General features: G+C 42.2%; 20 protein-coding genes. 8 read left to right on the top strand and 12 right to left on the bottom strand.

Annotated features, from left to right (window positions below; genetic code table 11):
- Positions 1–71 precede the first annotated feature (71 nt).
- Together bfmS and bfmR are read right to left on the bottom strand one after the other, a co-directional pair.
- Positions 72–1,736, bottom strand: a complete 1,665-nt coding sequence (bfmS, locus tag ABEF84_RS12040) for a sensor histidine kinase BfmS (RefSeq protein WP_034581872.1) — start codon at positions 1,734–1,736, stop codon at positions 72–74.
- A gap of 44 nt (positions 1,737–1,780) precedes the next feature.
- Complete coding sequence (gene bfmR / locus ABEF84_RS12045) at positions 1,781–2,497, bottom strand: response regulator transcription factor BfmR (RefSeq protein WP_034581870.1); 717 nt, start codon at positions 2,495–2,497, stop codon at positions 1,781–1,783.
- 559 nt (positions 2,498–3,056) lie between these two features.
- Between bfmR and ABEF84_RS12050 the strand changes: the two genes are divergently transcribed.
- From ABEF84_RS12050 to ABEF84_RS12075, 6 genes are all read left to right on the top strand, one after another.
- Positions 3,057–5,891, top strand: a complete 2,835-nt coding sequence (locus ABEF84_RS12050; protein ID WP_347455949.1) for a ribonucleoside-diphosphate reductase subunit alpha — start codon at positions 3,057–3,059, stop codon at positions 5,889–5,891.
- A gap of 420 nt (positions 5,892–6,311) precedes the next feature.
- The gene (locus ABEF84_RS12055) at positions 6,312–7,595 is read left to right on the top strand and encodes a ribonucleotide-diphosphate reductase subunit beta (protein ID WP_347455950.1); all 1,284 of its coding nucleotides are present in this window, start codon (positions 6,312–6,314) and stop codon (positions 7,593–7,595) included.
- A 116-nt stretch (positions 7,596–7,711) separates the two neighbouring features.
- On the top strand, positions 7,712–8,188 hold the full coding sequence (locus ABEF84_RS12060; RefSeq protein WP_347455951.1) for a hypothetical protein: 477 nt from the start codon (positions 7,712–7,714) through the stop codon (positions 8,186–8,188).
- A 43-nt stretch (positions 8,189–8,231) separates the two neighbouring features.
- On the top strand, positions 8,232–8,759 hold the full coding sequence (locus tag ABEF84_RS12065) for a hypothetical protein (protein WP_347455952.1): 528 nt from the start codon (positions 8,232–8,234) through the stop codon (positions 8,757–8,759).
- A gap of 146 nt (positions 8,760–8,905) precedes the next feature.
- Positions 8,906–9,391, top strand: a complete 486-nt coding sequence (locus ABEF84_RS12070) for a hypothetical protein (protein ID WP_347453053.1) — start codon at positions 8,906–8,908, stop codon at positions 9,389–9,391.
- Positions 9,360–10,040 (top strand): hypothetical protein, encoded by a 681-nt coding sequence (locus tag ABEF84_RS12075; RefSeq protein WP_347453054.1) that lies wholly within the window; start codon positions 9,360–9,362, stop codon positions 10,038–10,040. The genes ABEF84_RS12070 and ABEF84_RS12075 overlap by 32 nt, the downstream gene beginning before the upstream one ends.
- 73 nt (positions 10,041–10,113) lie before the next feature.
- Here ABEF84_RS12075 and ABEF84_RS12080 read toward each other — a convergent pair whose 3' ends face one another.
- The 5 genes from ABEF84_RS12080 to ABEF84_RS12100 form a co-directional block, all read right to left on the bottom strand.
- A complete protein-coding gene (locus ABEF84_RS12080; RefSeq protein ID WP_347455953.1) occupies positions 10,114–10,671 on the bottom strand; it encodes a TetR/AcrR family transcriptional regulator in 558 nt (185 codons plus the stop codon).
- Positions 10,672–10,808: 137 nt separating this feature from the next.
- Complete coding sequence (locus ABEF84_RS12085) at positions 10,809–10,982, bottom strand: hypothetical protein (protein ID WP_347453056.1); 174 nt, start codon at positions 10,980–10,982, stop codon at positions 10,809–10,811.
- Positions 10,983–11,190: 208 nt separating this feature from the next.
- On the bottom strand, positions 11,191–13,350 hold the full coding sequence (locus ABEF84_RS12090; RefSeq protein ID WP_347455954.1) for a TonB-dependent receptor: 2,160 nt from the start codon (positions 13,348–13,350) through the stop codon (positions 11,191–11,193).
- Between the two features lie 192 nt (positions 13,351–13,542).
- Complete coding sequence (locus ABEF84_RS12095) at positions 13,543–15,945, bottom strand: glucose/quinate/shikimate family membrane-bound PQQ-dependent dehydrogenase (protein WP_347455955.1); 2,403 nt, start codon at positions 15,943–15,945, stop codon at positions 13,543–13,545.
- Positions 15,946–16,111: 166 nt separating this feature from the next.
- Positions 16,112–17,371, bottom strand: coding sequence for a carbohydrate porin (locus ABEF84_RS12100; protein WP_347473686.1), 1,260 nt, complete (start codon positions 17,369–17,371; stop codon positions 16,112–16,114).
- Positions 17,372–17,804: 433 nt separating this feature from the next.
- On the opposite strand from ABEF84_RS12100, the gene ABEF84_RS12105 reads away from it, so the two are divergent.
- The gene (locus tag ABEF84_RS12105) at positions 17,805–18,545 is read left to right on the top strand and encodes an IS5-like element ISAba31 family transposase (protein WP_347455957.1); all 741 of its coding nucleotides are present in this window, start codon (positions 17,805–17,807) and stop codon (positions 18,543–18,545) included.
- Positions 18,546–18,645: 100 nt separating this feature from the next.
- On the opposite strand, the gene ABEF84_RS12110 is transcribed toward ABEF84_RS12105, so the two are convergent.
- A complete protein-coding gene (locus tag ABEF84_RS12110; RefSeq protein ID WP_034584486.1) occupies positions 18,646–19,293 on the bottom strand; it encodes an HAD family hydrolase in 648 nt (215 codons plus the stop codon).
- A gap of 92 nt (positions 19,294–19,385) precedes the next feature.
- On the opposite strand from ABEF84_RS12110, the gene ABEF84_RS12115 reads away from it, so the two are divergent.
- Entirely contained in the window at positions 19,386–20,156 is a 771-nt protein-coding gene (locus tag ABEF84_RS12115; RefSeq protein WP_347455958.1) for a hydroxymethylpyrimidine/phosphomethylpyrimidine kinase, read from the top strand.
- 103 nt (positions 20,157–20,259) lie between these two features.
- Here ABEF84_RS12115 and ABEF84_RS12120 read toward each other — a convergent pair whose 3' ends face one another.
- From ABEF84_RS12120 to ABEF84_RS12135, 4 genes are all read right to left on the bottom strand, one after another.
- Positions 20,260–20,730, bottom strand: a complete 471-nt coding sequence (locus ABEF84_RS12120) for a nuclear transport factor 2 family protein (protein ID WP_347455959.1) — start codon at positions 20,728–20,730, stop codon at positions 20,260–20,262.
- 302 nt (positions 20,731–21,032) lie between these two features.
- A complete protein-coding gene (locus ABEF84_RS12125) occupies positions 21,033–21,395 on the bottom strand; it encodes a 5-carboxymethyl-2-hydroxymuconate Delta-isomerase (RefSeq protein ID WP_347455960.1) in 363 nt (120 codons plus the stop codon).
- 130 nt (positions 21,396–21,525) lie between these two features.
- The gene (locus tag ABEF84_RS12130) at positions 21,526–21,867 is read right to left on the bottom strand and encodes a zinc ribbon domain-containing protein YjdM (protein ID WP_347455961.1); all 342 of its coding nucleotides are present in this window, start codon (positions 21,865–21,867) and stop codon (positions 21,526–21,528) included.
- A gap of 160 nt (positions 21,868–22,027) precedes the next feature.
- Entirely contained in the window at positions 22,028–22,411 is a 384-nt protein-coding gene (locus tag ABEF84_RS12135) for a ribonuclease E inhibitor RraB (protein WP_034584475.1), read from the bottom strand.
- Positions 22,412–22,490: the final 79 nt, after the last annotated feature.

Below are 22,490 nucleotides of genomic sequence, written 5' to 3' on the forward strand. Positions count from 1 at the left end.
GTTCTCCATAAAAAAACGATGCTTGATGCATCGTTTTTTTATTATCAGCAAGTTTTAACTTTACCGAGTCACTAGGAACTAGTCTGTTCTTTAATACCTTCTTCAGCTTTATAACGAGACTTTTTCTTAAAGCGTTGAGCTGGCCAAGACATAGTAAAGCGCGCGCCACCCAAACGTGGACTTTCATCGACTTCAATCTTGCCACCAAACCAGAATGCAATCCGGCTGACAATTGACAAGCCCAGACCATAGCCACCCGAGGCCCGGGTACGACTGTCATCCAAACGAGAGAAAGCCTCAAACACACGTTTACGGTCTTCCGGCGGAATCCCCGGCCCGTCATCTTCCACACAGATATAAGCCTGTTTGTTCGCATCTACACCGCCACTAATAATAATTTTCTCATCACAGTAACGTACTGCATTGCCGACCAGGTTCTGTACCACACGATGTAAATAACGACGCTCTGCTTCGACTTCCAGATCCATCGGCACCTGATACAACTCGATCTGCTTACCAGTTTTCAGCGCTTCGGTTTCAGTTGCCACCTGCTCCAGTACATCACGCAGGTTCACCCGCTCAAAATCCAGCGACGGCGTACCTTGCTCCAGCTTGGCATAGGTCATGATTTCATCAATCAGCTTATTCAGTGCTTCGATGTCTTTATCGATCTGCTCCATCTGCTGCTGACGGTATTCATAATCATCTTCATCGACTAGCATTTCCAAAGCAAAACGGATACGCGCTACCGGCGTCCGCAGCTCGTGCGAAACCGCGCGCATCAATTCGCGCTGTGCCTCAATCAGACGCTGAATATGATCCGACATGGCGTTATAACTAGAGGCCAGCAAAGCCATTTCATCCTTACCATCTATTGCCAGACGCACCGACATGTTGCCCGATTTCATCTTGTTCAGCGCATAGCTCACTTCACGCAGTTTGCGTTGCATTGGTACTAACAGCCCGTAAACACCCAGACTCAGCACAAACATACTCAATAAGGTAATACCTGCTGCGAGCTGGAATGGCATCCAGTTGAACAGCGGCACCGGCCCCATCACCAGCACTTCAGAGACTGAGCTTGGAATTGGCGAAACAATCGAAATGGTAGTGCCACGAATGGTGGCGCTGTCACGATACAGAATAATGCTGTGATCCAGACGCAGACGCCCGATCTGCTCGGAGTCTAATGGCAGACTCTGTACGTCCTGAATGGTGATCGGATAAGAGAAGTAATCCTGGATTTTGGCCAGATACTGTTTTTCCTGACCCGGGTAATACACCAGATAATCCAGAATAAATACCGGCAGCGCCTTCATCTGGCGCTCGGTAATATTGTCAGCTTTGATATAAAGAAAGTGATCCGGGTCATCCCGTAGACCAATGACAATATAAGCCACTGAAGTCTGCGCATCCCAGCGCACCACAGCCTTGCGCTGCTCAATGCGGCGTTTTTCCGCCCGGGTCAGATCAACTTTTTCTGCTTCGACATAGTAAATCGGCAATTCCAGCAGGTCTGAAGCATCCGAAATCCAGTCCAGCTTCTGCTGCATATTCGGCTGACGTGCCACCCCCTCACTCATGATATAGGCCATACCATCCGTCAGGGACTCACGATATACCTGCGCCCGCTGGTAGTTAATGATTTGTACCAACAGATAGCCGAACAGGGTCACCAGGAGTACCAGAATGACCAGTCCTGCATAGATACGCAAAAATATATTGTGCTTGAACACTTATAAGCTTTCCCGCTTATTCAGCCTAGGAATGGCATGTACAATTACATGCCATTGGTTTCCTTAACGAACAGATAACCTTTACTACGAACTGTCTTGATACGTTTAGGGTTTTCCGGATCATCACCAATTTTTGGACGGATACGTGAGATACGCACGTCAATTGAACGGTCCTGGCCATCATATTCGATGCCACGTAGACGTTCAAAAATGTCTTCGCGCGACAGGATACGGCCAGCATTCGATGCAAGCAACCACAACAGGTCATATTCTGCACTGGTGAAGTCCACCAGCTCACCATTTAAGGTCACCGAACGACCACCGTTGTCGATAACCAGATCATCAAATTCGATGCGCTGAGCAACTTCATCCTCAGCTACTTTATCGGTACGGCGTAACAAGGCACGGATACGTGCCAGCAGGACACGCGGCTGAACCGGTTTCGCGACATAATCGTCAGCGCCCATTTCCAGACCGAGTACCTGATCCATGTCTTCGGTACGTGCAGTCAGCATCAGAATTGGCTGATGATAATGTGGGCGCACTTCACGGCAAATGGTCAAGCCATCTGCGCCTGGCAGCATCACATCCAGTACAACCAAGTCTGGCTGCTCGGCAATAATGCGACGAATCGCACGGTTACCATCTGGCTCTACCCCTACCTCAAGCCCGTTACGAATTAGATATTCTTGAGTTAAACGAGCAAGACGCTCATCATCTTCCACAATTAGAATTTTGGGTAACTTTTCTTCTTGGCTCATATATTGTGCACCTTTATATTCGATGGGCGTATCCCTTAGAAATCTGATAGATACGAGTGATATAGCAAGCAATATACACACGTTTACATTGTAAACAAGGTGCCGTTCACCAAACTGATACATCAAAGTTGCATTTTGTAATATTTCTTTGCAGATATTTCTGATACCGACATTTTTTATACATTAGTCACTTTTTGTATCAAGCTAGCCCCACCGTTCATCTGGATAAAAATTGGCTTTTAATTTGCTTTAACAAAGTTATCCACAATGTTATCTATAAGCACTTTTTGCCAGTCTTGTTATGCTATGCCTTGCCAGATAAGGCCTGCACAAAGATGATAAAAATAAGGATTTTTTCAAGAGAAAAGCTCGAGCTTTTTCATCAAAACATTTATTAAAATGTCAATATTGATCTACCCTAAATTTTCCCGTATCTTGTGCTCAATTAATTCTTAAACCACTAGGTATTGTGTTTATTCCTCAAACACTGTGGCATGAATTTTGCCCGGTTCAAACGGTCCATAAACATAAAAATAGATGACAATGGAGCTATGCTAAAATGAGCGTAATCACGTCAACCCCTGGTCAACTGCAGGTGATTAAACGCACCGGTGATGTTGCCCCTTTCAATGCAGAAAAAATTTCTGTCGCAATTGGTAAGGCTTTCCTGGCAGTTGAAGGCCAGCAAAGCGCTGACTCGAGCCGTATCCATGACCGCATCGAGCAACTGACGGAAATGGTATTAAACACATTTAAACGTCGCTTACCTTCAGGTGGTACCATTCACATTGAAGAAATCCAGGATCAGGTTGAACTTGCGCTTATGCGTACTGGTGAACAGAAAGTTGCTCGCGCCTACGTCATCTATCGCGAACAACGTGCTGAAGCTCGTAAGCAGTTAAATGCCAATCATCACCCTACACTGCAAATTACCGATGCAGAAGGTAAATTAAAACCGCTGGACCTGAGCGAACTGACTGCGAATATCACCAAAGCAGCAGAAGGCCTGGAAGGCATCGACGTTCAGGCGATTGTCGATGAGACCGTGAAAAACCTGTACAACGGCGTAAAAGAGTCTGACATCGCGACTACCATGATGATGGCGACGCGTACCCGTATCGAACAGGAACCTAACTATACTTATGTGACTGCACGTTTACTACGTAACGAGCTGGTTGCAACAGGTCTGGAATTCTTAGGCTTGCCTGCAGATACTGCTGAAGGCGATGCGCTAGAAACCTTCCTGAAAAAAGGTGTGGAATTAGAACTTCTGTCACCAGAATTATTGAATTTTGACCTAGCAAAACTATCTGCAGCGATCAAACCAGAACGCTCAAACCAGTTTACTTACCTGGGTCTGCAAACTTTATTCGACCGTTACTTCATCCACTCTGATGGCGTACGTTTCGAATTACCACAATTATTCTTCATGCGTGTGTCTATGGGTCTTGCCCTGAATGAAGACAACCGTGAAGAGCGTGCCATCGAATTCTACGACCTGCTGTCTAGCTTCGATTACATGGCATCAACGCCTACTCTGTTCAACTCAGGTACGCTTCGTCCACAGCTGTCTAGCTGCTACTTAACAACAATTGCCGATGACCTGTACAACATCTATGGCGCTATGCGTGACAACGCAATGCTGTCTAAATGGGCTGGCGGTTTAGGTAATGATTGGACTCCAGTTCGCGCCCTGAACTCTTACATCAAGGGTACCAACGGTAAATCTCAAGGTGTAGTTCCATTCCTGAAAGTTGCCAACGATACTGCAGTTGCGGTTAACCAAGGTGGTAAACGTAAAGGTGCGGTGTGTGCTTACTTAGAAACTTGGCACCTGGACATCGAAGAATTCCTGGAACTGCGTAAAAACACGGGTGACGACCGTCGTCGTACCCATGACATGAACACTGCGAACTGGGTTCCTGACCTGTTCATGCAACGTGTATTTGAAGATGCTGAATGGACCCTGTTCACGCCTTCTGAAACGCCTGACCTGCACGACCTGACTGGTAGCGCATTTGCAGAACGTTATGCTTACTACGAAAGCATTGCCAAAGAACAAAATCTGCTGCACAAAAAAGTACGTGCAAAAGACTTATGGCGCAAAATGCTGTCTATGCTGTTCGAAACAGGTCACCCTTGGATCACATTCAAAGACGTATGTAACCTGCGTTCACCACAACAACACGTGGGTGTAGTTCACTCATCTAACCTGTGTACAGAAATTACCCTGAACACCAATCAGGATGAAATCGCGGTATGTAACCTGGGTTCTATTAACCTGGTGCAACACGTACAAGGCGGCAAACTGGATCGCGAAAAACTGGCGCGTACCATCAAAACTGCTGTACGTATGCTCGATAACGTGATCGATATCAACTACTACGCAGTACCACAAGCACGTAATTCAAACCTGAAACACCGCCCAGTCGGTATGGGTATCATGGGCTTCCAGGATGCACTATACGAAATGGGCATTGCTTACGGTTCTGATGCAGCGGTTGATTTCGCTGACGAATCGATGGAAGTGATTTCTTACTATGCAATTCAAACTTCAAGTGATCTTGCAGTTGAACGTGGTACTTATGAAACTTTCAAAGGTTCACTCTGGGATCAAGGCATTCTACCTATTGACTCTCTGGACATCGTTGCGAAATCTCGCCCAGAACGTATGTTCGAAGTAGACCGTACGACTCGTCTGGATTGGGACACTTTACGTGCCAAAGTTCAGAAAGACGGTATGCGTAACTCAAACGTGATGGCGATCGCTCCGACTGCAACGATTTCGAACATCTGTGGTGTTTCTCAATCTATCGAGCCAACATTCCAGAACTTGTATGTGAAATCTAACCTGTCTGGTGAATTCACTGTGATCAACCCATACCTGGTACGTGCATTGAAAGAACGTGGCCTTTGGGATGCGGTAATGGTCAATGACCTGAAACATTTCGAAGGTTCTGTACAGAAGATCGCACGTATTCCTGAAGAACTAAAAGCTATTTTCGCGACTGCGTTCGAAGTTGAACCACGTTGGATCGTAGATGCTGCTTCTCGTCGTCAAAAATGGATCGACCAGGCGCAATCTCTGAACCTGTACATCGCAGGTGCAAACGGTAAGAAACTGGACATCACTTACAAGATGGCTTGGTTACGTGGTCTGAAAACGACTTATTACCTACGTGCATTGGGTGCAACTTCTGCCGAAAAATCAACAATTAACACGGGTGCACTGAACGCAGTTAAACCTGCAACTGTTGCGGCGCCTGTTGCTGCAGCACCAGTAGTTGAAGAGAAGAAACCAGAAGCTCCAGTAGAGGAAGAAGGTTTCACTCAAGCAGCGCCAGTGCCACAAGCGTGTTCGATTGATAACCCAGACTGTGAGGCTTGTCAGTAATCTGACGGGTTTCTAAGAATCCCCCTAAATCCCCCTTTTGCAAAGGGGAACTTCCAAAAATCAGAATAGGTTGATGGAAGCCCCTCCTTTCATAAAGGAGGGGTTTGGGGAGGATTAAAAGAAATTAGAAAAATTAAAGGAAAACTACCATGCCTCCAATGACCCACAACTATATGTTAGGACTGGTAGCCCTGGTTGTTTCCTTTGTTCTTACCTTTTATTTGCCGATCGCCTACTTTTGGATGAAGGCACATAAAGCGCGTAAGCAAAATAAGTAGTGGGGATATTCGCTCTTTCGAATAAAACTAGAGCATTCATCGACAAAACTTAATTTTGCTTACACAAATTGAGCGTATAGTAAGACATCTCAGCGTTGCTGGATGTCTAATAAAAGATATAAGCATCGAAGAGAGAATTGATATGTCTATCCTAAGTTGGGACGATTTCGAAGATGATTCGCAAAAACCGGCTGCACCTGAACACCAGTCTGCGCCCGTCGAACCGAAAAAAACGGCTAATCCGCAAGTGGTATCTGATGCACAGCAACCACAGAAGAGTGTGGCAACTGCACAACCCGCTGCAACCACTAGAAGCACATCAACAAATTCAGCCGATCCGTTGGCTCGAGCATCTAACGCCTTAAATCATTTAGACGTTGCGCCTGGTCTTGAAGAACTTGAGATGGGCGCTCAACGTGTACAAGTTGACGACAAACGCATGATCAACTGTCGTGCCGATTTGAACCAGCTTGTACCATTCAAATACGAATGGGCTTGGCAGAAATATCTGGACGGTTGTGCCAACCACTGGATGCCACAAGAAATCAACATGAACCACGATATCGCACTTTGGAAGTCTGAAGATGGCTTGACCGAAGACGAGCGTACTATCGTGATGCGTTCTCTTGGTTTCTTCTCTACTGCTGACTCACTGGTAGCGAACAACCTGGTACTGGCGATCTACCGTCACATTACCAACCCGGAATGCCGTCAATACATTCTGCGTCAGTCTTTTGAAGAAGCGATTCACACTCACGCTTACCAATACTGTATCGAATCTTTGGGTATGGACGAAGGCGAAGTCTTCAACATGTACCGCGAAGTTCCAGCAGTGGCACGTAAAGCGGCTTGGGGCCTGAAATATACACAGTCTTTAAGTGATCCTACTTTCAAAACTGGTACACCAGAAAACGACCAGATTCTGCTACGTAACCTGATTGCGTTTTACTGTGTCCTTGAAGGTATCTTCTTCTACTGCGGTTTCACACAAATTCTGTCTATGGGCCGCCGTAACAAAATGAATGGTGTGGCTGAGCAGTTCCAGTACATCCTGCGTGACGAGTCTATGCACCTGAACTTCGGTATCGACATGATCAACCAGATCAAGATCGAGAACCCACACCTGTGGACTGCTGAATTCCAGCAAGAAGTGATTCAGATGATCCTTGAAGGTACGATGCTTGAAATCGAATATGCTCGTGACACTATGCCACGCGGTGTATTGGGTATGAATGCTGGCATGATGGAAGAATACCTGAAATTCATCTGTAACCGTCGTCTGAGCCAGCTTGGCTTGCCTGAACAGTTCACTGGTGTGACTAACCCATTCCAGTGGATGTCAGAAATGATGGACCTACGTAAAGAAAAGAACTTCTTCGAAACTCGCGTAACTGACTACCAAACTGGTGGTGCGTTAAGCTGGTAATCGAAAGATTCTAAAAAATCCCGTCTTAATGGCGGGATTTTTTATTTGATAAGAAATATTTAAATTCAAATAAATATAGCTATAATCAAATTAAAATCAAAAACTTAAATATTAGAATGACAAATAATACGCTTCAGCAAAAGCTACAAGAATTTCCAAAGGCCGTATGGGTGCAGATGTATCGTGATCGTATACAACTGTTAAATCACCAAGGACAGGTAGAACATACAATTTTACCTATTCAGAAATATGATCATCCCCGAACAATTATTGCGAATTTCGAAGCCGCTGAAATGACATTGAAGCAGTTAATCAAAATGAAAAAACTGCCTTGGTATGATCGTACCCCTATTTTACTTTTACAAGTCAAAGAAAATCTGGAAGAAGGCATTACTTTTGTAGAAAATCGAGCATTACGTGAGCTTGGCTATAATGCTGGTGGTCGAGAAGTGCTTATTTTTGATCATCAAGGGCAATGGTTAAATACTGAAAAACAGCCGAAACAGTCCGCTTTTATTAACCCTGTTTATAGTAATGTGATTTTAATCATTGTGATTGTCTTGATTCTTTTTACAGTTAAATTCATAAATTAAAATCAATTTATTCAAAAATAAACGACTTAATAAGAAATATATTATGCCTGATTCAAAACCCTTATTTAGCTGTCGCTATATTCCCTTGTTTTGGACAATCTTGTTCGGCTGCATCGTCATTGTATTATGCCTAGTAAAATCTTCTCAGGCAGAATTTTTAGATTTATTCAGTATCCAAGATTGGCAAAGAGTGCTTCTTGATCAGCCACTGTATGGCTGGCTCATGGCCGCTTTTCTCCTGATTTTTGTTATATTTCTGGCAAATACCAAATTGATCGTGACCCGAGACGTAATTTTCGTGAAAGGATTTTCACTGGTCTTTACTACCTTTGCTGAACGACAAAAAGTCGGTAAATTACAACTCTATAATCACTCTAACTCTGAAAGCTGGGTACTTAAACCTTTATTTAGGCGCGGAGGTTTATCCATAGAAGAACAATGGCGTACAAGTACCATTGGCATCATTATGAAACCAACCTATCGTTTCTCACATCCAGTACAAAGAATATGGTTAGGGCAATTTCCATATGCTGACCGGATTCAAATAATTCAGGTTCTACAACGATATTAGGGTCTCAATCCTAGAAGTATTTTAGGATTTGATCAGCTAGTTAAACTGACAGTAAGGCATAAGTTACGTTAGATTCAAGAGAATATTCAATCTAATAAAAATATGATAAATTTATAAAATACAAAATATTAGAACAAATAAAATATATGAATATTAATAAATTGGGGCATCATACTCAGGCTCCTGAACGAGAGCTGATCAATGTATTTCCAAAATCTTATAAGTCTATAGTCATAATCTCTATCGCAGGCAGCCTACTCCTGCTTGTTATGCATTGGGGGAAGTTACTCGAAGATATTTCCTTCGATGTTATATTTCAAATTGCTATTTTATTTCTTACAGGACTATGGCTGGCTTTCAGCCGTGTGACCGTCACCACTCATCGAATCACGCATTCCTTTCCGCTGTTTAAACAGGAAATCGCACGCGAGCATGTGGAAGATATTAAAATCGTACCGGATCGTCGTACGCAGCTGCAAAAACAGTTACAGGCTAAGCATCCTATTTTAACAAAACCATTATTCCAGCTCACCAAAAAGAAAAAACTGAAAACACATCAAAGTTTGTATTTTCAGCACCTGCAAAAAAACTGGCAATTTGATGCGTATTCCCTTAAAAACATTGGATCTTAATTTATTTTCTAACGAACAAAGTGAAGACATTATCCGCCACTTAAAACAGGATTGGGGTTTCGCCTGCCAGCAGGAAGACCTGTTTTTACCTGAAATCATTCAAAATGAAGCCATCAGCCAAGATATAGGAAAGCGTTGTCTCTATATTATTACCGGAAGCATTCTGCTATTCGTTGCCATGGTGTTAGTGACAATCTATGTACATGGAGCCATACATTTTGGACTCGAATCCTATATTGGATTAATTCCTTGCATCCTGATTGCCTTGATACTGAGCTATCCATATATACACAATGAAGGAAAAGCTCTCCCTGCATTGGTTGCCGGAATGTGCAGTCTCCTACTCGGTTCTGCCTTATATTTTACCAGTCTACAATTGAATCGAAGTTTTAGCGAAACACATTACCAAACCTTAGAAACAATTATGCGATTAGAAAGTTATGATCAAGCGGTACAAGTCTGGGCTTTCAAACCGGATATGGCTACTCAACTTGGGATTCCTAAATTGTATTTATCTGACCGTATTAAAGGCTATAACCCAAAACTTGAAGCAGGAAAGGATTACCAGATTACTTTGAAAAAAGGTGCGTTCAATGATTATTTCCTGGATGAATCTAGTTTAAACAATATACGTACAGTCATTGATTAACTATTAGTTGGACACTTCTATGCCAAGTTTTTAGAGGCTTGGCATAGGCTATAGCAAGAATAAATTTTTTAGCCTATTTGCTATGAAACAACGCATACAAATTGGTATTAAACAAATTTTTTACCGAAACAAAATCACCTTTACTTAAGCTGCTGTTATAAATCATCCCCATCCAGATAGGCGACAAGATTAATAAACAAAACTCAAAAGCAGTGGTTCTCAGCTGAATTTCTTTACGTTCACTGGCGATCAACACTACTTTCTCCAGTTCACTGATATATGGTGAAAACATCACATTAAAATAAATTTTCTTTAATTCAGGATGATGCTGACTTTCTTTTAAAATCAGTTGTGCAATCCCTTCCCGACCTGAAGATGAAAAAGAATCGATGACTTTGTCAAAATAGTTCAATAAAAATTCATACGCGGTGAGTTCAGGCGGCAGCATATCCGAATGAAAAACCATATGGTTTTCACTAATCATCATGCGAGCGATAGCTTCAAAAATATCTTCTTTGTTCGAGAAATAACGATAAACCGAACCAATACTTAGCTCAGCAGCACTGGAGATATCCCGAATAGTCGTCTTCGAAAAACCTTTTTTAATAAACAAAGCTAAAGCAGCATCCAAAATCGCCTGTTTGGTCTGATCTGTTTTCTCATAGCTTAGGCTTCGAGTACGTCTAGTGGTATCCATAAGAATCTAGAATTTTAATTCATCATAAAAAATAGCCTCATAAAGAGGCTACTTTATTATGAATTAGATTCTTATTTTTTGCTATCAGCATCAGCAGCTGGAGCTTCTGAAGTCGCTGGTTCGCTTGCTGCAGCTTCAGTCGCTGGAGCAGTAGTCACAGCTTCGCTTGCTGGTGCTTCATTTGCGAATACATTCAGTGATGCTACAAGTGCCAAACCTGCAAAAGATAGTTTTACTAATTTCATACCAATAATACCTCAAGAATTTAGATGATTATGTTTGTTTTTCGACATACATAAGTATAAAAATGAACAATGTTCATTTTTATACTATTTAACTTTGAAATACTTTTCAACAATCAATAACGTATTGTTACAAGAAAGAATAATGCCAATATACTGTGGAAGACATAAAAAAAGCGTGGTTTAACCACGCTTGATTTTTGAAAGCAGCTTAAAAGGCTTTAGTTAGGCTTAACCCTGCACTCCAGTTTCGCCCTTCTGATGGCTCATAAAAACGACCATTGCTTTCATTGACGATCACTGAACCTGAATAGTCTTTATCAAACAGATTATCGACACGGGCAAAGGTCTTCATAGACCAATCTTTTACAGACCAGTTATAACCCACGTTTGCGCCAGCAACGGTATAGCTTGGCGCATATTGCGAGTTAATGTCGTTGACATAAATCCGGTCTGAATAACGCACATCTACACCAGCACTTAAACCATTTTCAGGTTTCCAGCCTAGGCTAAGAAAAGCCTGATTCTTGGCAATACCCGGAATATAGTTTCCTGCTGCAACTGCTTCTACATTACCAATTGCCGGAATATCCGCATCAAAAGTGGCATCAATATAACTATAGCTGGCTTGAGCACTTAGATCACGCCAGAGGTCTTTACTCCAAGACAGTTCCAACCCTTTTCTTAACGTTTTATCTGCATTACGGAAAGTCGAACGCCCACCATCACTACCAGCAGAAACAATGTCATCCTGAGTAGTGGTATGGAAAACTGCAGCCGTAAAATCACCGAAACGATTGGCTGACTTCAGACCAATTTCATAGGTTTCACTTTCTGCTGCCTTTAAGCCCAATGTGTCATTACTGCCATCTGCCGGATAAGCCATTTCCGTAAAAGTTGGTGTTTCAAAACCTTGTGCATAGCTAGCATAGATCATTGCATCCGGAATAATTTTCCAGCTTAGCGCAACTGAAGGCAAAAGCTTTTCATAAGTGGTTTTACCAGAGTTATCGCCATTTTCCCCGACGATATAATGATCCTCAGTTTTAAAATGTACATTGCTGTAACGCAAACCAGCATCTAATGTCCAATCTGGAGCAAAGTTATAAGAGGCCTGCAGATATGGATCCGCATTCCATAAGGTATTGTCTTCATCACGGCGCAGTTCGCCCTTAACCCCATATTGCGTGTCACCGATAAAATTTTGAAAACCTTTACGTTCTTCGGTCATGGCATCGATCGCAACACCGGCAATTAATTTTAAGTTTGGTAGTACTTTTTTGCCTGTCCAACGAACGTCAGTACCGTAAAAATTACGATCAAAATCAATCACACCACCCGCATGCTTTTTACCCAGCTGAATTGTATTAGGTATACAAACATCTGTGTCATCAACGTAAGCACATTTAGGCGTTGATTGATACTGGATTACAGAACGCTGTCCAGCATATGCCATAGCGTACAGTTCATGCTGATCATTGATCAGCTTATTCCATGTTAAGCCAGTTTGTACCTGCTCAATTTCTTTACGGGCATTGTATTTGGTGACATTACCAACCACTTGTTTCGGATTGGCTTCCCATTGTGGACGAGTCAAACCACCCGGATCATCCGCGTCAATTTTCACATAGTTATTCACCCAGTTAATTTTGGAACCATCATCCAGGTTCCAAGTCAGCTTGGCATTATTCAGGACTTTATGTGCGCCGCTATGGTCACGGTAGCCATTGGTATCAAAATAAGATGAACTGATGACATAACTAGGCTCAGAAGCATTCTCTGAACCACCTTGTAATACCAGATTGGTTTGACCTTTATTTTGACTGCCACCTGAATATCCCAAAGTGACTGAATCCGGTCCTTGCCCTTCTCGGCTTTGAGTCAGAATGGTTCCGCCTGATGAGTTGCCATACAGCGAAGAAAACGGCCCGCTCAATACTTCAATATGATCCAGACTATTCAGATCAATATTGGAGGTTTGTCCTTGTCCATCCGGCATAGTTGCTGGAATACCATCCACATACAAACGTACTCCACGCACACCAAAAGTTGATCGAGCGCCAAAACCGCGCATGGAAATTTGCAGATCCTGGGCATAGTTTTCCCGGTTATTCAGCTGCAAACCTGGCACACCTTTTAAGGTTTCCGACAGGTTCACATTCATGCTGCGCTGTTCTGGCGGATTCAGGTAATAGGCAGATGCTGGTGTTTCTAACGCTGCACGGTCAGTACGGGTGACTTCCACCACGATCGGGGCAAGGCGCTGTACCTCCTCCGTGCCCGGCTCATCAGCATAAATGCCCTGTGTGATGCAGGCAATCAGACAGGACAAGGTCGATTTTATTGGTAACCGCGTTGCATGAAGGTACATAGATCATATTCCTGATGTCGGCATAGCAATGCCGGGGAGCAAAATAGTTATAAAGTATTTGGTGCTGTAGTTTGAATGCTCACTATCTGCTTAAGATCAGTTGCGCAGATTAAGTTTCATCATGATTACAGCTGGTATTTTGCATAAAAAAGCCTGACGAATCAGGCTTTTTTACCTAAGTATAAAACTTCATTATTTATTGTCAGGTAATGCATAGGCAACCAGAGAATCACCCATTTTGGTACCAAAGGAACCATGACCACCTGCCATAATCACCACATACTGTTTACCGTTAGCTTCATACGTCATTGGTGTTGCTTGACCACCTGCAGGCAGACGACCTTTCCACAGCTCATCACCATTAGTTACATTGATCGCACGGATGTAGTTGTCTTGAGTTGCACCGACAAACATTACATTACCCGCTGTTGAGATTGGTCCACCTAACATCGGTACACCCATTTTAAATGGAGGCAATGGAATGCCCGGCATACTGTCACGAATCGTACCGATACGGCGTTTCCAAGCGATTTCATGATTGGTCAGGTCAACACCAGCGACATAACCCCATGCAGGTTGCTTACATGGCAAGCCGAATGGAGACAGGAAGGCACTGATTTCAACACCATAAGGCACGCCATACATGGGTTGTACGCCTGCTTCTGTACCTGCACCTTTGGCAGTTTGCTCACGGTTAGGATCAGCAGGAATCAGACGAGTCACGAATGGCAAACCAATTGGATTGGTCAATGCAATTTGACGATCTGGGTTGACTGACATACCGCCCCATTCGAATACACCGAGGTTACCTGGGAACACCAACGTACCATTTTCAGATGGAGGTGTATAAATACCGTCATAGTTTAATTTCTTGAACGATACACGACACATCAACTGGTCAAACATAGTGGCACCCCACATGTCTTTATCAGTCAATTTATCTTTAGGTGCCAGGTTAAAGTCAGAGAATGGTTGAGTTTTTGAATACCACTCGCCCTTAGTTTGCGGACCACGTTTTACTGACTGAGGTACTGGTTTTTCAGTAATCGGAACGATCGCTTCACCTGTACGACGGTCTAACACAAAGGCATTACCGGTTTTGGTCAGCACATAGATCGCTGGAACCATGTTCCCGTTTTTGTCTTTGATATCAGTTAATGTCGGTTGAGCTGGTACATCCATATCCCAAAGGTCATGATGGGTCGTCTGGAAGTTCCAGATCAATTTACCAGTTGACGCATTCAGTGCCAGCATTGAGTTCGCATAACGCTCATCTAGCTCAGTACGGTGACCACCGTAGATATCCGGTGTACCTACACCTGTTGGTACATAGACAATATCCAACTGTGCATCATAAGCCAATGGTGCCCATGCGTTTGGCGAATTGTTTACAAATTTTTGTCCTGGAGCTGGAATCGCGTTTGGATCTTCTGCGCCAGTATCAAATACCCATAATAATTCACCGGTATTTACGTCATAACCACGGATCACACCTGAAGGTTCTTCAGTTGAGTAATTATCAGTGGTTGAACCCGCGATAATGATGGTTGTACCTGTAATTACTGGAGGTGAAGTCGGGTTATAACCGCCTGGATATGGGAATGGCATATCTTTTTGCAGATCAACTTCACCATTGTTACCAAAGTCAGAACATACTTTACCCGTAGTCGCATTCACTGCAACCAGGCGTCCATCATTGACTGGTAAGATCACTTTTTGAGGACATTCAGCAGAAGTGGTTGAACGTGCAGCCAGACTGCTTTCAAAACCTGCAGTATTGTTCGCATCATAATAAGATACGCCACGACAAGTTAAATGCTGGAAGGTATTGTCCGCTTTCAGTTTAGGGTCGAAACGCCATTTTTCCTTACCAGTTGCAGGATCGAGTGCAATCAGATATTGGTGAGTTGAACACATGAACAGGTTGTTCCCCACTTTAATTGGAGTCACCTGATTGGTCGTTTCACCAGAGTCTTTATCTGTTTTAGTATCGCCAGTACGGAATTCCCAAGCCAGTTCAAGATCTTTTACGTTTTCAGAATTGATCTGTTTTAATGGAGAATAACGTAAACCTGACTGAGTACGACCATAAGCAGGCCAGTCTTCATCGGCAATACCCGGAATGGCTTGATGGACTGCAGGTTGTTGTGATTTTAATTCGCCACGGATTTCTTGCGGGTCATTAAATACAGAATAAATCATGACAGCAATCGTAATTGCCAGAGAGCCTGTCAGCGCCATTTTTGCAGCTTTGCTGTCACCAAAACCGCGAGTCACTGCAGGAATCAGCAGAGCCAGACCAAACAGGCCTAAAATATCTAGACGTGGTGCCAGTGCAAAGAAGTCTGAACCCACTTCCCAAAGCCCCCATACCACTGTACCAAGGACCAATACTGCATAAACAATAAGGGCTGTGCTTTTACGTTTTTGTAATAACACGGCTGTCGCCAGGAAGAACAGACCGGCAATGATGTAGTACCAAGACCCACCAAGTGTTGCCAGATATATTCCTCCAAATAGCAGAACCAAACCGAAAATGGCAGCAATAGCTGCCAGAATCGTTTTCAGTACTGAACCTGAAGACGAAGTATTCATATTGAACACCTTTTTTTTGATTTCTTGAACGTCTAAGCACTTAAGCGGCATAGACACCATATTGTTAAGTTCTTAGTTATAAATACATGAATACTTGGAGTATCAGTTCATCAATGCCCCAAAGTAATGGAAGAATCAATTGTGTATTTGCAACTAAAAACTCCGATTAGAACGACGTATTAAACTTGATTCCACCCACCCAGACATTTTCACCATCTTTATATGCACCCACATGACGAACATATTGCAGGTTTGGACGGATGGTCAGCCAGTTAGTTGCATGAATGCCGTAATAGATTTCCGCATCGACTTCTTCACTACGGTTACCCAATACATCATTGTTCATATTGATACGGGCAACACCCAAAGCGATTTCATCCTGTGGACGGGCATCCATCGCACCTTTGTAGACAAGACCGATATTTTGCATATCACTAACTTGGTTGGTTTTAGAGTCATGAACAGTGACGTTCACGAAACCGCTTAAACCACGTGATGTATCCCCTTGATGTGAAGTCAGCTGTTGCTTAGCTACAATCCACCCCCCGTGATGATGACCAGTTTGGATTTGTTCATCTTGTGGAGTCACGCCATCAAATATTCTGGCATCAGCGGTACTGTAGTAATAACCGGCACGATATTCACCTGGCAGTTTTTGTTCACCCAGTTTTGGTGTCCAGACCACTTCTGCAGGAATGATCGCGCCTTTAGATCCGTCTGTGCTCAAGTTAAAGCCTTTGCCACGATTCTCAGCATTTTCAGGATTGTATTCATAAACCCCTACCTGAGTATAAACTTCCGGGGTCACGTTATATTTAACCCGCGCAGCCCATTGAGAAACTGGCCAGTTATACCATTGATCCCCTACCCAGTTACCCACTTGTGAACCGCACAATGCCAGATTCTGGAAATCACAATCGAAACTGTTAAAGTCTTCACCTTCACCAAAACGTCCGACTTTGACATCCAGTTTTTGATCCAGGAATTGTTTCTTGATCCAGAAATCTGTTAGACGCCAGGTTTGACCACGACCCCATACTTCCTGTACTGAACTTAAATGTCCTGTAAGCGCATCAGAAGTATTCGAAAGATTACGGCCATCACGATGAGTCACCGTAATTTGTGCTTCAGTGCCTTGCCAGCCAGCAATTTTTTCCAGATCCAGATGAGCACCCAGGTTTAACTGACCGGTATATTCTGTGCCATGGCTATTTGAGCGTTTCGCGTCAAGTAAAGTCGCCATTTCACCTGTATATCCAAAGCTAAAATCATAGCCCTGCTCTTGAAGCTGGATACGTTGACCATTCCAGTCACCCAACATCCACGGACTTTCTGCACTAAATGCATCAGCAGCGTGGGTTGTGTGTACAAATAGCAAAGCAGCCAAGGATGCATATACACCCTTGGATATCGGAGAGATAGACATGAAATGTGTTACCTTAATCACACGCTTAAGGTGAATATAATCCACCTTTTTGAACTTATTGTTTCAAATTATAGTTGAAAAGTATTAATAATGTGAAGAAAACTATTTTTCACCCAGCCATTTACAGAAATAGCAAGGAAGCAAAATATTAATTTAAATATTTAATAAATATAAATATTTTAAAATAAACACAAATTACCAAGTTGGATAAAAATACCTCTGTAATTTTTCCAAATGGCAAAAAATTTGTTTAATTTTCTTATATTTAATTTTTCTCGATCAAAAAAGTTGGTTTTAGATGATTTTTATTGTGTTTCCTAAAAAATAAACTTAAAAAAACAGTAAGCTCTTACTAGGGTGTGTTGACACTTTTAGCTTAAAAAAATAGCGAAGTAGTAAAATCAAATCACCAAACCCAATTTTACTATTCGCTATGCCTCGTACCATGCTGACAGATCAACACTGGCAAAAGTTGAAAGTTATTCTGCGCAATTTATCCATTCACCACAACTCAAATTTACGCAATTTTATTGAAGCTATTCTCTATAGAATTAGAACAGGCTGTCCGTGGCGAGATATTCCTTCTTGTTTTGGTCATTCCAACTCTATTTTCAAACGTTTTAATCGTTGGTCAAGCAGCGGTAAGTTACTATTCAAATTACTAGCCTCATGCCCCGATATGGAGTGGATTTTTATTGATGGCTCTCATGTACGTGCTCATCAACATTCTGCCGGCATAGCGAATCAATCTATTTCTAAAAGTGTAGGAGGAAACTCCTCAAAAATACATTTGATTGTTGATGCACATGGCAATCCTATTGATTTCATGATTACCGATGGAACCACACATGATGTTAAAGTTGCGCCTGATTTAATATCAACATTAGATTTAAAAGAGACAAAAGTGGTATGTGCAGATAAAGGCTATGATTCAGAACCACTGCGTGAACAGATCAGGAAAACAGGGACTAAAGCGAATATACCAAAGAAAACGAATAGCCAATCGAACAATGATCATATGGACTGGTATTTATATAAAATCAGGCATTTAGTTGAAAATATGTTTTGTAGATTAAAGCAATTTAGAGGAATAGCTACTCGATATGACAAGCTCAAAAGAAATTATCAAAGTTCTGTTGCCTTAGCCTGTATATTTTTATGGCTACCTTTATAGGGTTAATTATGAACAGTAAGTGTCAACAGACCCTAAATAAAAAAAATCCCACCAAGGTGGGATTTTATTGGATGTTTTTAAGCTCAAGATTAACCAAAACTTAATCCAAGCATTGGGTAATTTCATTGAACTGGTTAATCTGAAACTTCGGTTTCGCCTGAGCAAACTCTTCTGCTGAACCATATCCATAAGTCACGGCAATGGTATCAATACCATTCCGACGAGCACCGAAAATATCATGCTCACGGTCACCGACCATGATGCAGGTCGCTGGATCTAACTGTTCCTGTTGCAGGATATATTCAATCAAATCACCTTTATTGGTTCGTTCACCATTTAACTCACTGCCATAAATACCTTTGAAGTATTGATCCAGCCCAAAATGTTCCAGAATCTGTCGGGCATAGATGGTCGGTTTGGCTGTTGCCAGAAAGAGTTGATAACCACGTTGGTTCAGCTCGGTCAAAGTTTCTGCCACATTTGGAAAAACTTTGTTTTCATATAAGCCTTTCACTGCAAAACGTTCACGGTAAGCTTCCAATGCCTGCTCTGCCAGAACATGGTTATTATCTACATTGAGGATTTTTGCCAGAGAAGCTTTTAAAGGCGGACCAATGATCCAGTCAATATTGGTATCCGGGCTGATGGGATGCCCGATTTTTTCCAGGCCATAACGTACAGAAGTGGTAATTCCAACTTTTGGATCCGTTAATGTTCCATCCAGATCAATCAATATATTCCGAATCACCACATTCCTCCGCTACGTCGATCTAAATTGGTATCGAGTGTTTATCAAATTTTGCCTATACTAACCCAAATCATGAGATTAAGGACATCGTTTTGCGCCCTACTGTATTGTGCTTTTCAGGTCTGGATCCTTCTGGCGGAGCAGGCCTTCAGGCGGATATTGAAGCGGTTGGCCAAAGTGGCGCCCATGCCGCGATCGCCTGCACTGCCCTGACCATCCAAAACTCGCAACAGGTGTTTGGCTTTGAGGCAACTTCGAAAAACTTGCTGCTTGCTCAGGCCCATGCAGTCGTGGGTGATTTGCCGATTCGCGGTGTAAAGTCTGGCATGCTTGGAACGACCGAGAACATTGAAGCATTGGCCGAGTTTCTGAATGAGCATCCGGAATATTTCTATGTCTTGGATCCTGTCTTAGTCGCAAATAGTGGCGGTTCGCTTGGCGATCAAGCCACCTTAGTTAAAGCCTTCACCCAGCTAATTCCACATGCCACTATTATTACTCCGAATACGGTAGAATTGCGCGCACTCACTGGTGAGCAGGATCTGGAACTTGCCACTCAAAAACTGTTTGCCATGGGTGCTAAAGCGGTTCTAGTCAAAGGTGGCCATGAAGATACGCCAGACTACATTCAAAACAGTCTTTATATTAATGGTGAACTGATCAACCAGACTCGCTGTGCCCGACTTGAAGGTGAATATCATGGTTCCGGCTGTTCACTGGCCAGCTTTATCGCTGGTCGTCTAGCCTTAGGTGACCAGCTTAAAACTGCGGTTCAGCATGCTGAAACCTGGTTATTTGGCGTATTAAAAAATGCCGAAACACCGATTCCAAATGGCCAAAAGATTCCAAAACGTTTTGGTTAATCCGATCCATATAAAAAAGGCCTAAATGGTTTAGGCCTTTTTATCGAAATTCAGTTTTTTCAATATATCGATTAAATATTTAGCAATAATTTAATTCCTTAAGCTAGATATTAGCTTCTCTATTTTCCCCGTCCAAATCTAGAACCTGCATCGCTCCCGTTTCAAATTCCCCCGGCACAGAAACATGCTGGTGTACAATCTTCCACTGCCCTTGCTCTTTTCTCACACATATAGTAGAGCGGCACCATTTTACAGTTGAAAGCCACTTCACTTTTTCAGCGTTCGCTGGTGTGAGTTTTACATAGCAATGAATGAAAGCTAAATTAGATTCTACATGGATATTCACATCACGCCGCTGTATGGTCACCCCATGAAGCATATAAGGCTTGTAGAGATTCCATTTCTGTTCATAAGCTTCAAGACCATGGACTTGGGTATTTAAATCAAAAAAAGTAACATCTGATCCGCACAACTTAACCGAATGCTGAACATCCAATTCCGCTATTGTCCTATCTACTTCATGTAATAAATCAACAATTTCTTTACCTAAAGATGGATCCCCGAAGATTTTCATTCTATTCTCTTTTATTTCTTGCTTTACAACATCACTGTAACTTGCTCCCCATAAGAAACTTTATGCAAAATTACAGCGCCAAAACTTTTTATAAATTTATATGATTCAGACAAACTCGAATTGCCTGAATCTTTACGTTTTATCTATTTTTATATAAGGCTACATATACTTAAAGAAATCCAGTAGCACATCGCCTGATCATATTTTTAACTCTTTGGTTAATACTTATTAAAGACAATTGCTTGATATATCGAACAATACCTATAAATTGATTGACCCACAAGTTCTATTTAAAAATAGCATTAGACCACAGCTTTACTATAGTACTCTCTTGGCATATCCAGAATTTCCACACACAGCTGAATCTCCAAGCCTAGTTGCGGCTGCACATGCTGTTGCAGCACTTGCAGTACACATTGCGAAATGGCCTGTTTCAATTCAGGACTACGGCCAGACAATAATGAAACTTTCGCATGCACATAAGCCTGCGCTGTATTCACATCCAGACCGATAACATAATCCTTCTGACAAATCGCACGACTTTTCAGATCTTTCGGCTCAGTAATGTATTTTGCATCAAAAAGTGCCTGATGGATCGCCAGTAACATTGATTTGATTTCAAGGCTCTGGAGATTGTCTGAATATTCGATATGAAGATGAGGCATGCCTAAAGTCACTGAGTTGTTTTGATTATTATGCCGTGAATTCTATATTTTTGTGGTTAAAAAAGAATAGCGGCCTATTTTAAAGCCGCCATTCTTTTGTTTCAAATATAACTTTGCAGAAATATCATCGTTATGCTTTTTTTACATATTCAGATTTCAGCTTGATGGCACCAATGCCATCCACTTTACAATCCAGGTTATGCCCATCGGTTGCATCTGGCAGCAAACGCACACTTTTTACTTTGGTACCAACTTTCACTACAGAAGAAGAGCCTTTAATTTTCAGGTCTTTAATCATCGTCACACTATCACCATCCGCTAGAACATTGCCATTGGCATCCTTGATGATTACCTGCTCTTCAGTGGTATCTTCACCTTCTTTCCACTCATGTGCGCATTCAGGACAGATCAGCAAGTCCCCATCTTCATAGGTATATTCAGACTGGCATTTTGGACAAGATGGTAGCGCCATAGGAACCTCAAAAAATAAAAATAAGAAATAGAAAAATTAAAAATTCATTATAACATTTTATACCTTAATATTTATATGGATTTTATTTGAACATCCTAAAAAGAATAAAGCCTAGACAAACCGGGCTTTAGAAAATCAATTTTCAATAGGCTAAGCAGGATTAGCTTTTAAAAGACAGCTCTTCATCATCCACGTCATCATAGACATAGGCCATACAACCCCAACCGTCGTAGACGCCACCAAATTCATTGGCGATTTTGGTAAACCATTGCTCCAGATCGACAATATCTTCGTAAGCCGGTTCCATATAAACATAAATGGTAATCACCCACTCCAGCGTGTCACTTTCTTCATCCTGAAACAGGCTGATTTTTTGTTCTTCTTTTAACAGGTGCAAGGCACAGCGATCCGCCTGTTCTTCTTCATTAAAGGCAATTGAAAATTCAATTTCATGCGCTTCGGTGAGGTCATCCCCATCCTGAAACATCTGCCAGAGTACGTTGCCATTTTCATCATCGGGGAACTGCTGATAATCACGTGACATAGGAGCGTCCTTATTCTACTGCTGTTTTATTATACAAATTAGATTAGCTGATTTTTAAACAAGATACGACCATTAATTT

The sequence above is a fragment of the Acinetobacter sp. ANC 7912 genome (assembly GCF_039862785.1).
Taxonomy (GTDB): domain Bacteria; phylum Pseudomonadota; class Gammaproteobacteria; order Pseudomonadales; family Moraxellaceae; genus Acinetobacter; species Acinetobacter thermotolerans.

Bases quoted from the DNA above. Each gene is read 5' to 3' on its own strand.
- ABEF84_RS12135 (WP_034584475.1), bottom strand. From the start codon at position 22,411: ATGTCACGTGATTATCAGCAGTTCCCCGATGATGAAAATGGCAACGTA.
- ABEF84_RS12095 (WP_347455955.1), bottom strand. From the start codon at position 15,945: ATGAATACTTCGTCTTCAGGTTCAGTACTGAAAACGATTCTGGCAGCT.
- ABEF84_RS12130 (WP_347455961.1), bottom strand. From the start codon at position 21,867: ATGGCGCTACCATCTTGTCCAAAATGCCAGTCTGAATATACCTATGAA.
- ABEF84_RS12065 (WP_347455952.1), top strand. From the start codon at position 8,232: ATGCCTGATTCAAAACCCTTATTTAGCTGTCGCTATATTCCCTTGTTT.
- ABEF84_RS12125 (WP_347455960.1), bottom strand. From the start codon at position 21,395: ATGCCTCATCTTCATATCGAATATTCAGACAATCTCCAGAGCCTTGAA.
- ABEF84_RS12100 (WP_347473686.1), bottom strand. From the start codon at position 17,371: ATGTCTATCTCTCCGATATCCAAGGGTGTATATGCATCCTTGGCTGCT.
- ABEF84_RS12085 (WP_347453056.1), bottom strand. From the start codon at position 10,982: ATGAAATTAGTAAAACTATCTTTTGCAGGTTTGGCACTTGTAGCATCA.
- ABEF84_RS12090 (WP_347455954.1), bottom strand. From the start codon at position 13,350: ATGTACCTTCATGCAACGCGGTTACCAATAAAATCGACCTTGTCCTGT.
- ABEF84_RS12120 (WP_347455959.1), bottom strand. From the start codon at position 20,730: ATGAAAATCTTCGGGGATCCATCTTTAGGTAAAGAAATTGTTGATTTA.
- ABEF84_RS12105 (WP_347455957.1), top strand. From the start codon at position 17,805: ATGCCTCGTACCATGCTGACAGATCAACACTGGCAAAAGTTGAAAGTT.
- bfmR (WP_034581870.1), bottom strand. From the start codon at position 2,497: ATGAGCCAAGAAGAAAAGTTACCCAAAATTCTAATTGTGGAAGATGAT.
- ABEF84_RS12070 (WP_347453053.1), top strand. From the start codon at position 8,906: ATGAATATTAATAAATTGGGGCATCATACTCAGGCTCCTGAACGAGAG.
- ABEF84_RS12060 (WP_347455951.1), top strand. From the start codon at position 7,712: ATGACAAATAATACGCTTCAGCAAAAGCTACAAGAATTTCCAAAGGCC.
- ABEF84_RS12050 (WP_347455949.1), top strand. From the start codon at position 3,057: ATGAGCGTAATCACGTCAACCCCTGGTCAACTGCAGGTGATTAAACGC.
- ABEF84_RS12055 (WP_347455950.1), top strand. From the start codon at position 6,312: ATGTCTATCCTAAGTTGGGACGATTTCGAAGATGATTCGCAAAAACCG.
- ABEF84_RS12075 (WP_347453054.1), top strand. From the start codon at position 9,360: ATGCGTATTCCCTTAAAAACATTGGATCTTAATTTATTTTCTAACGAA.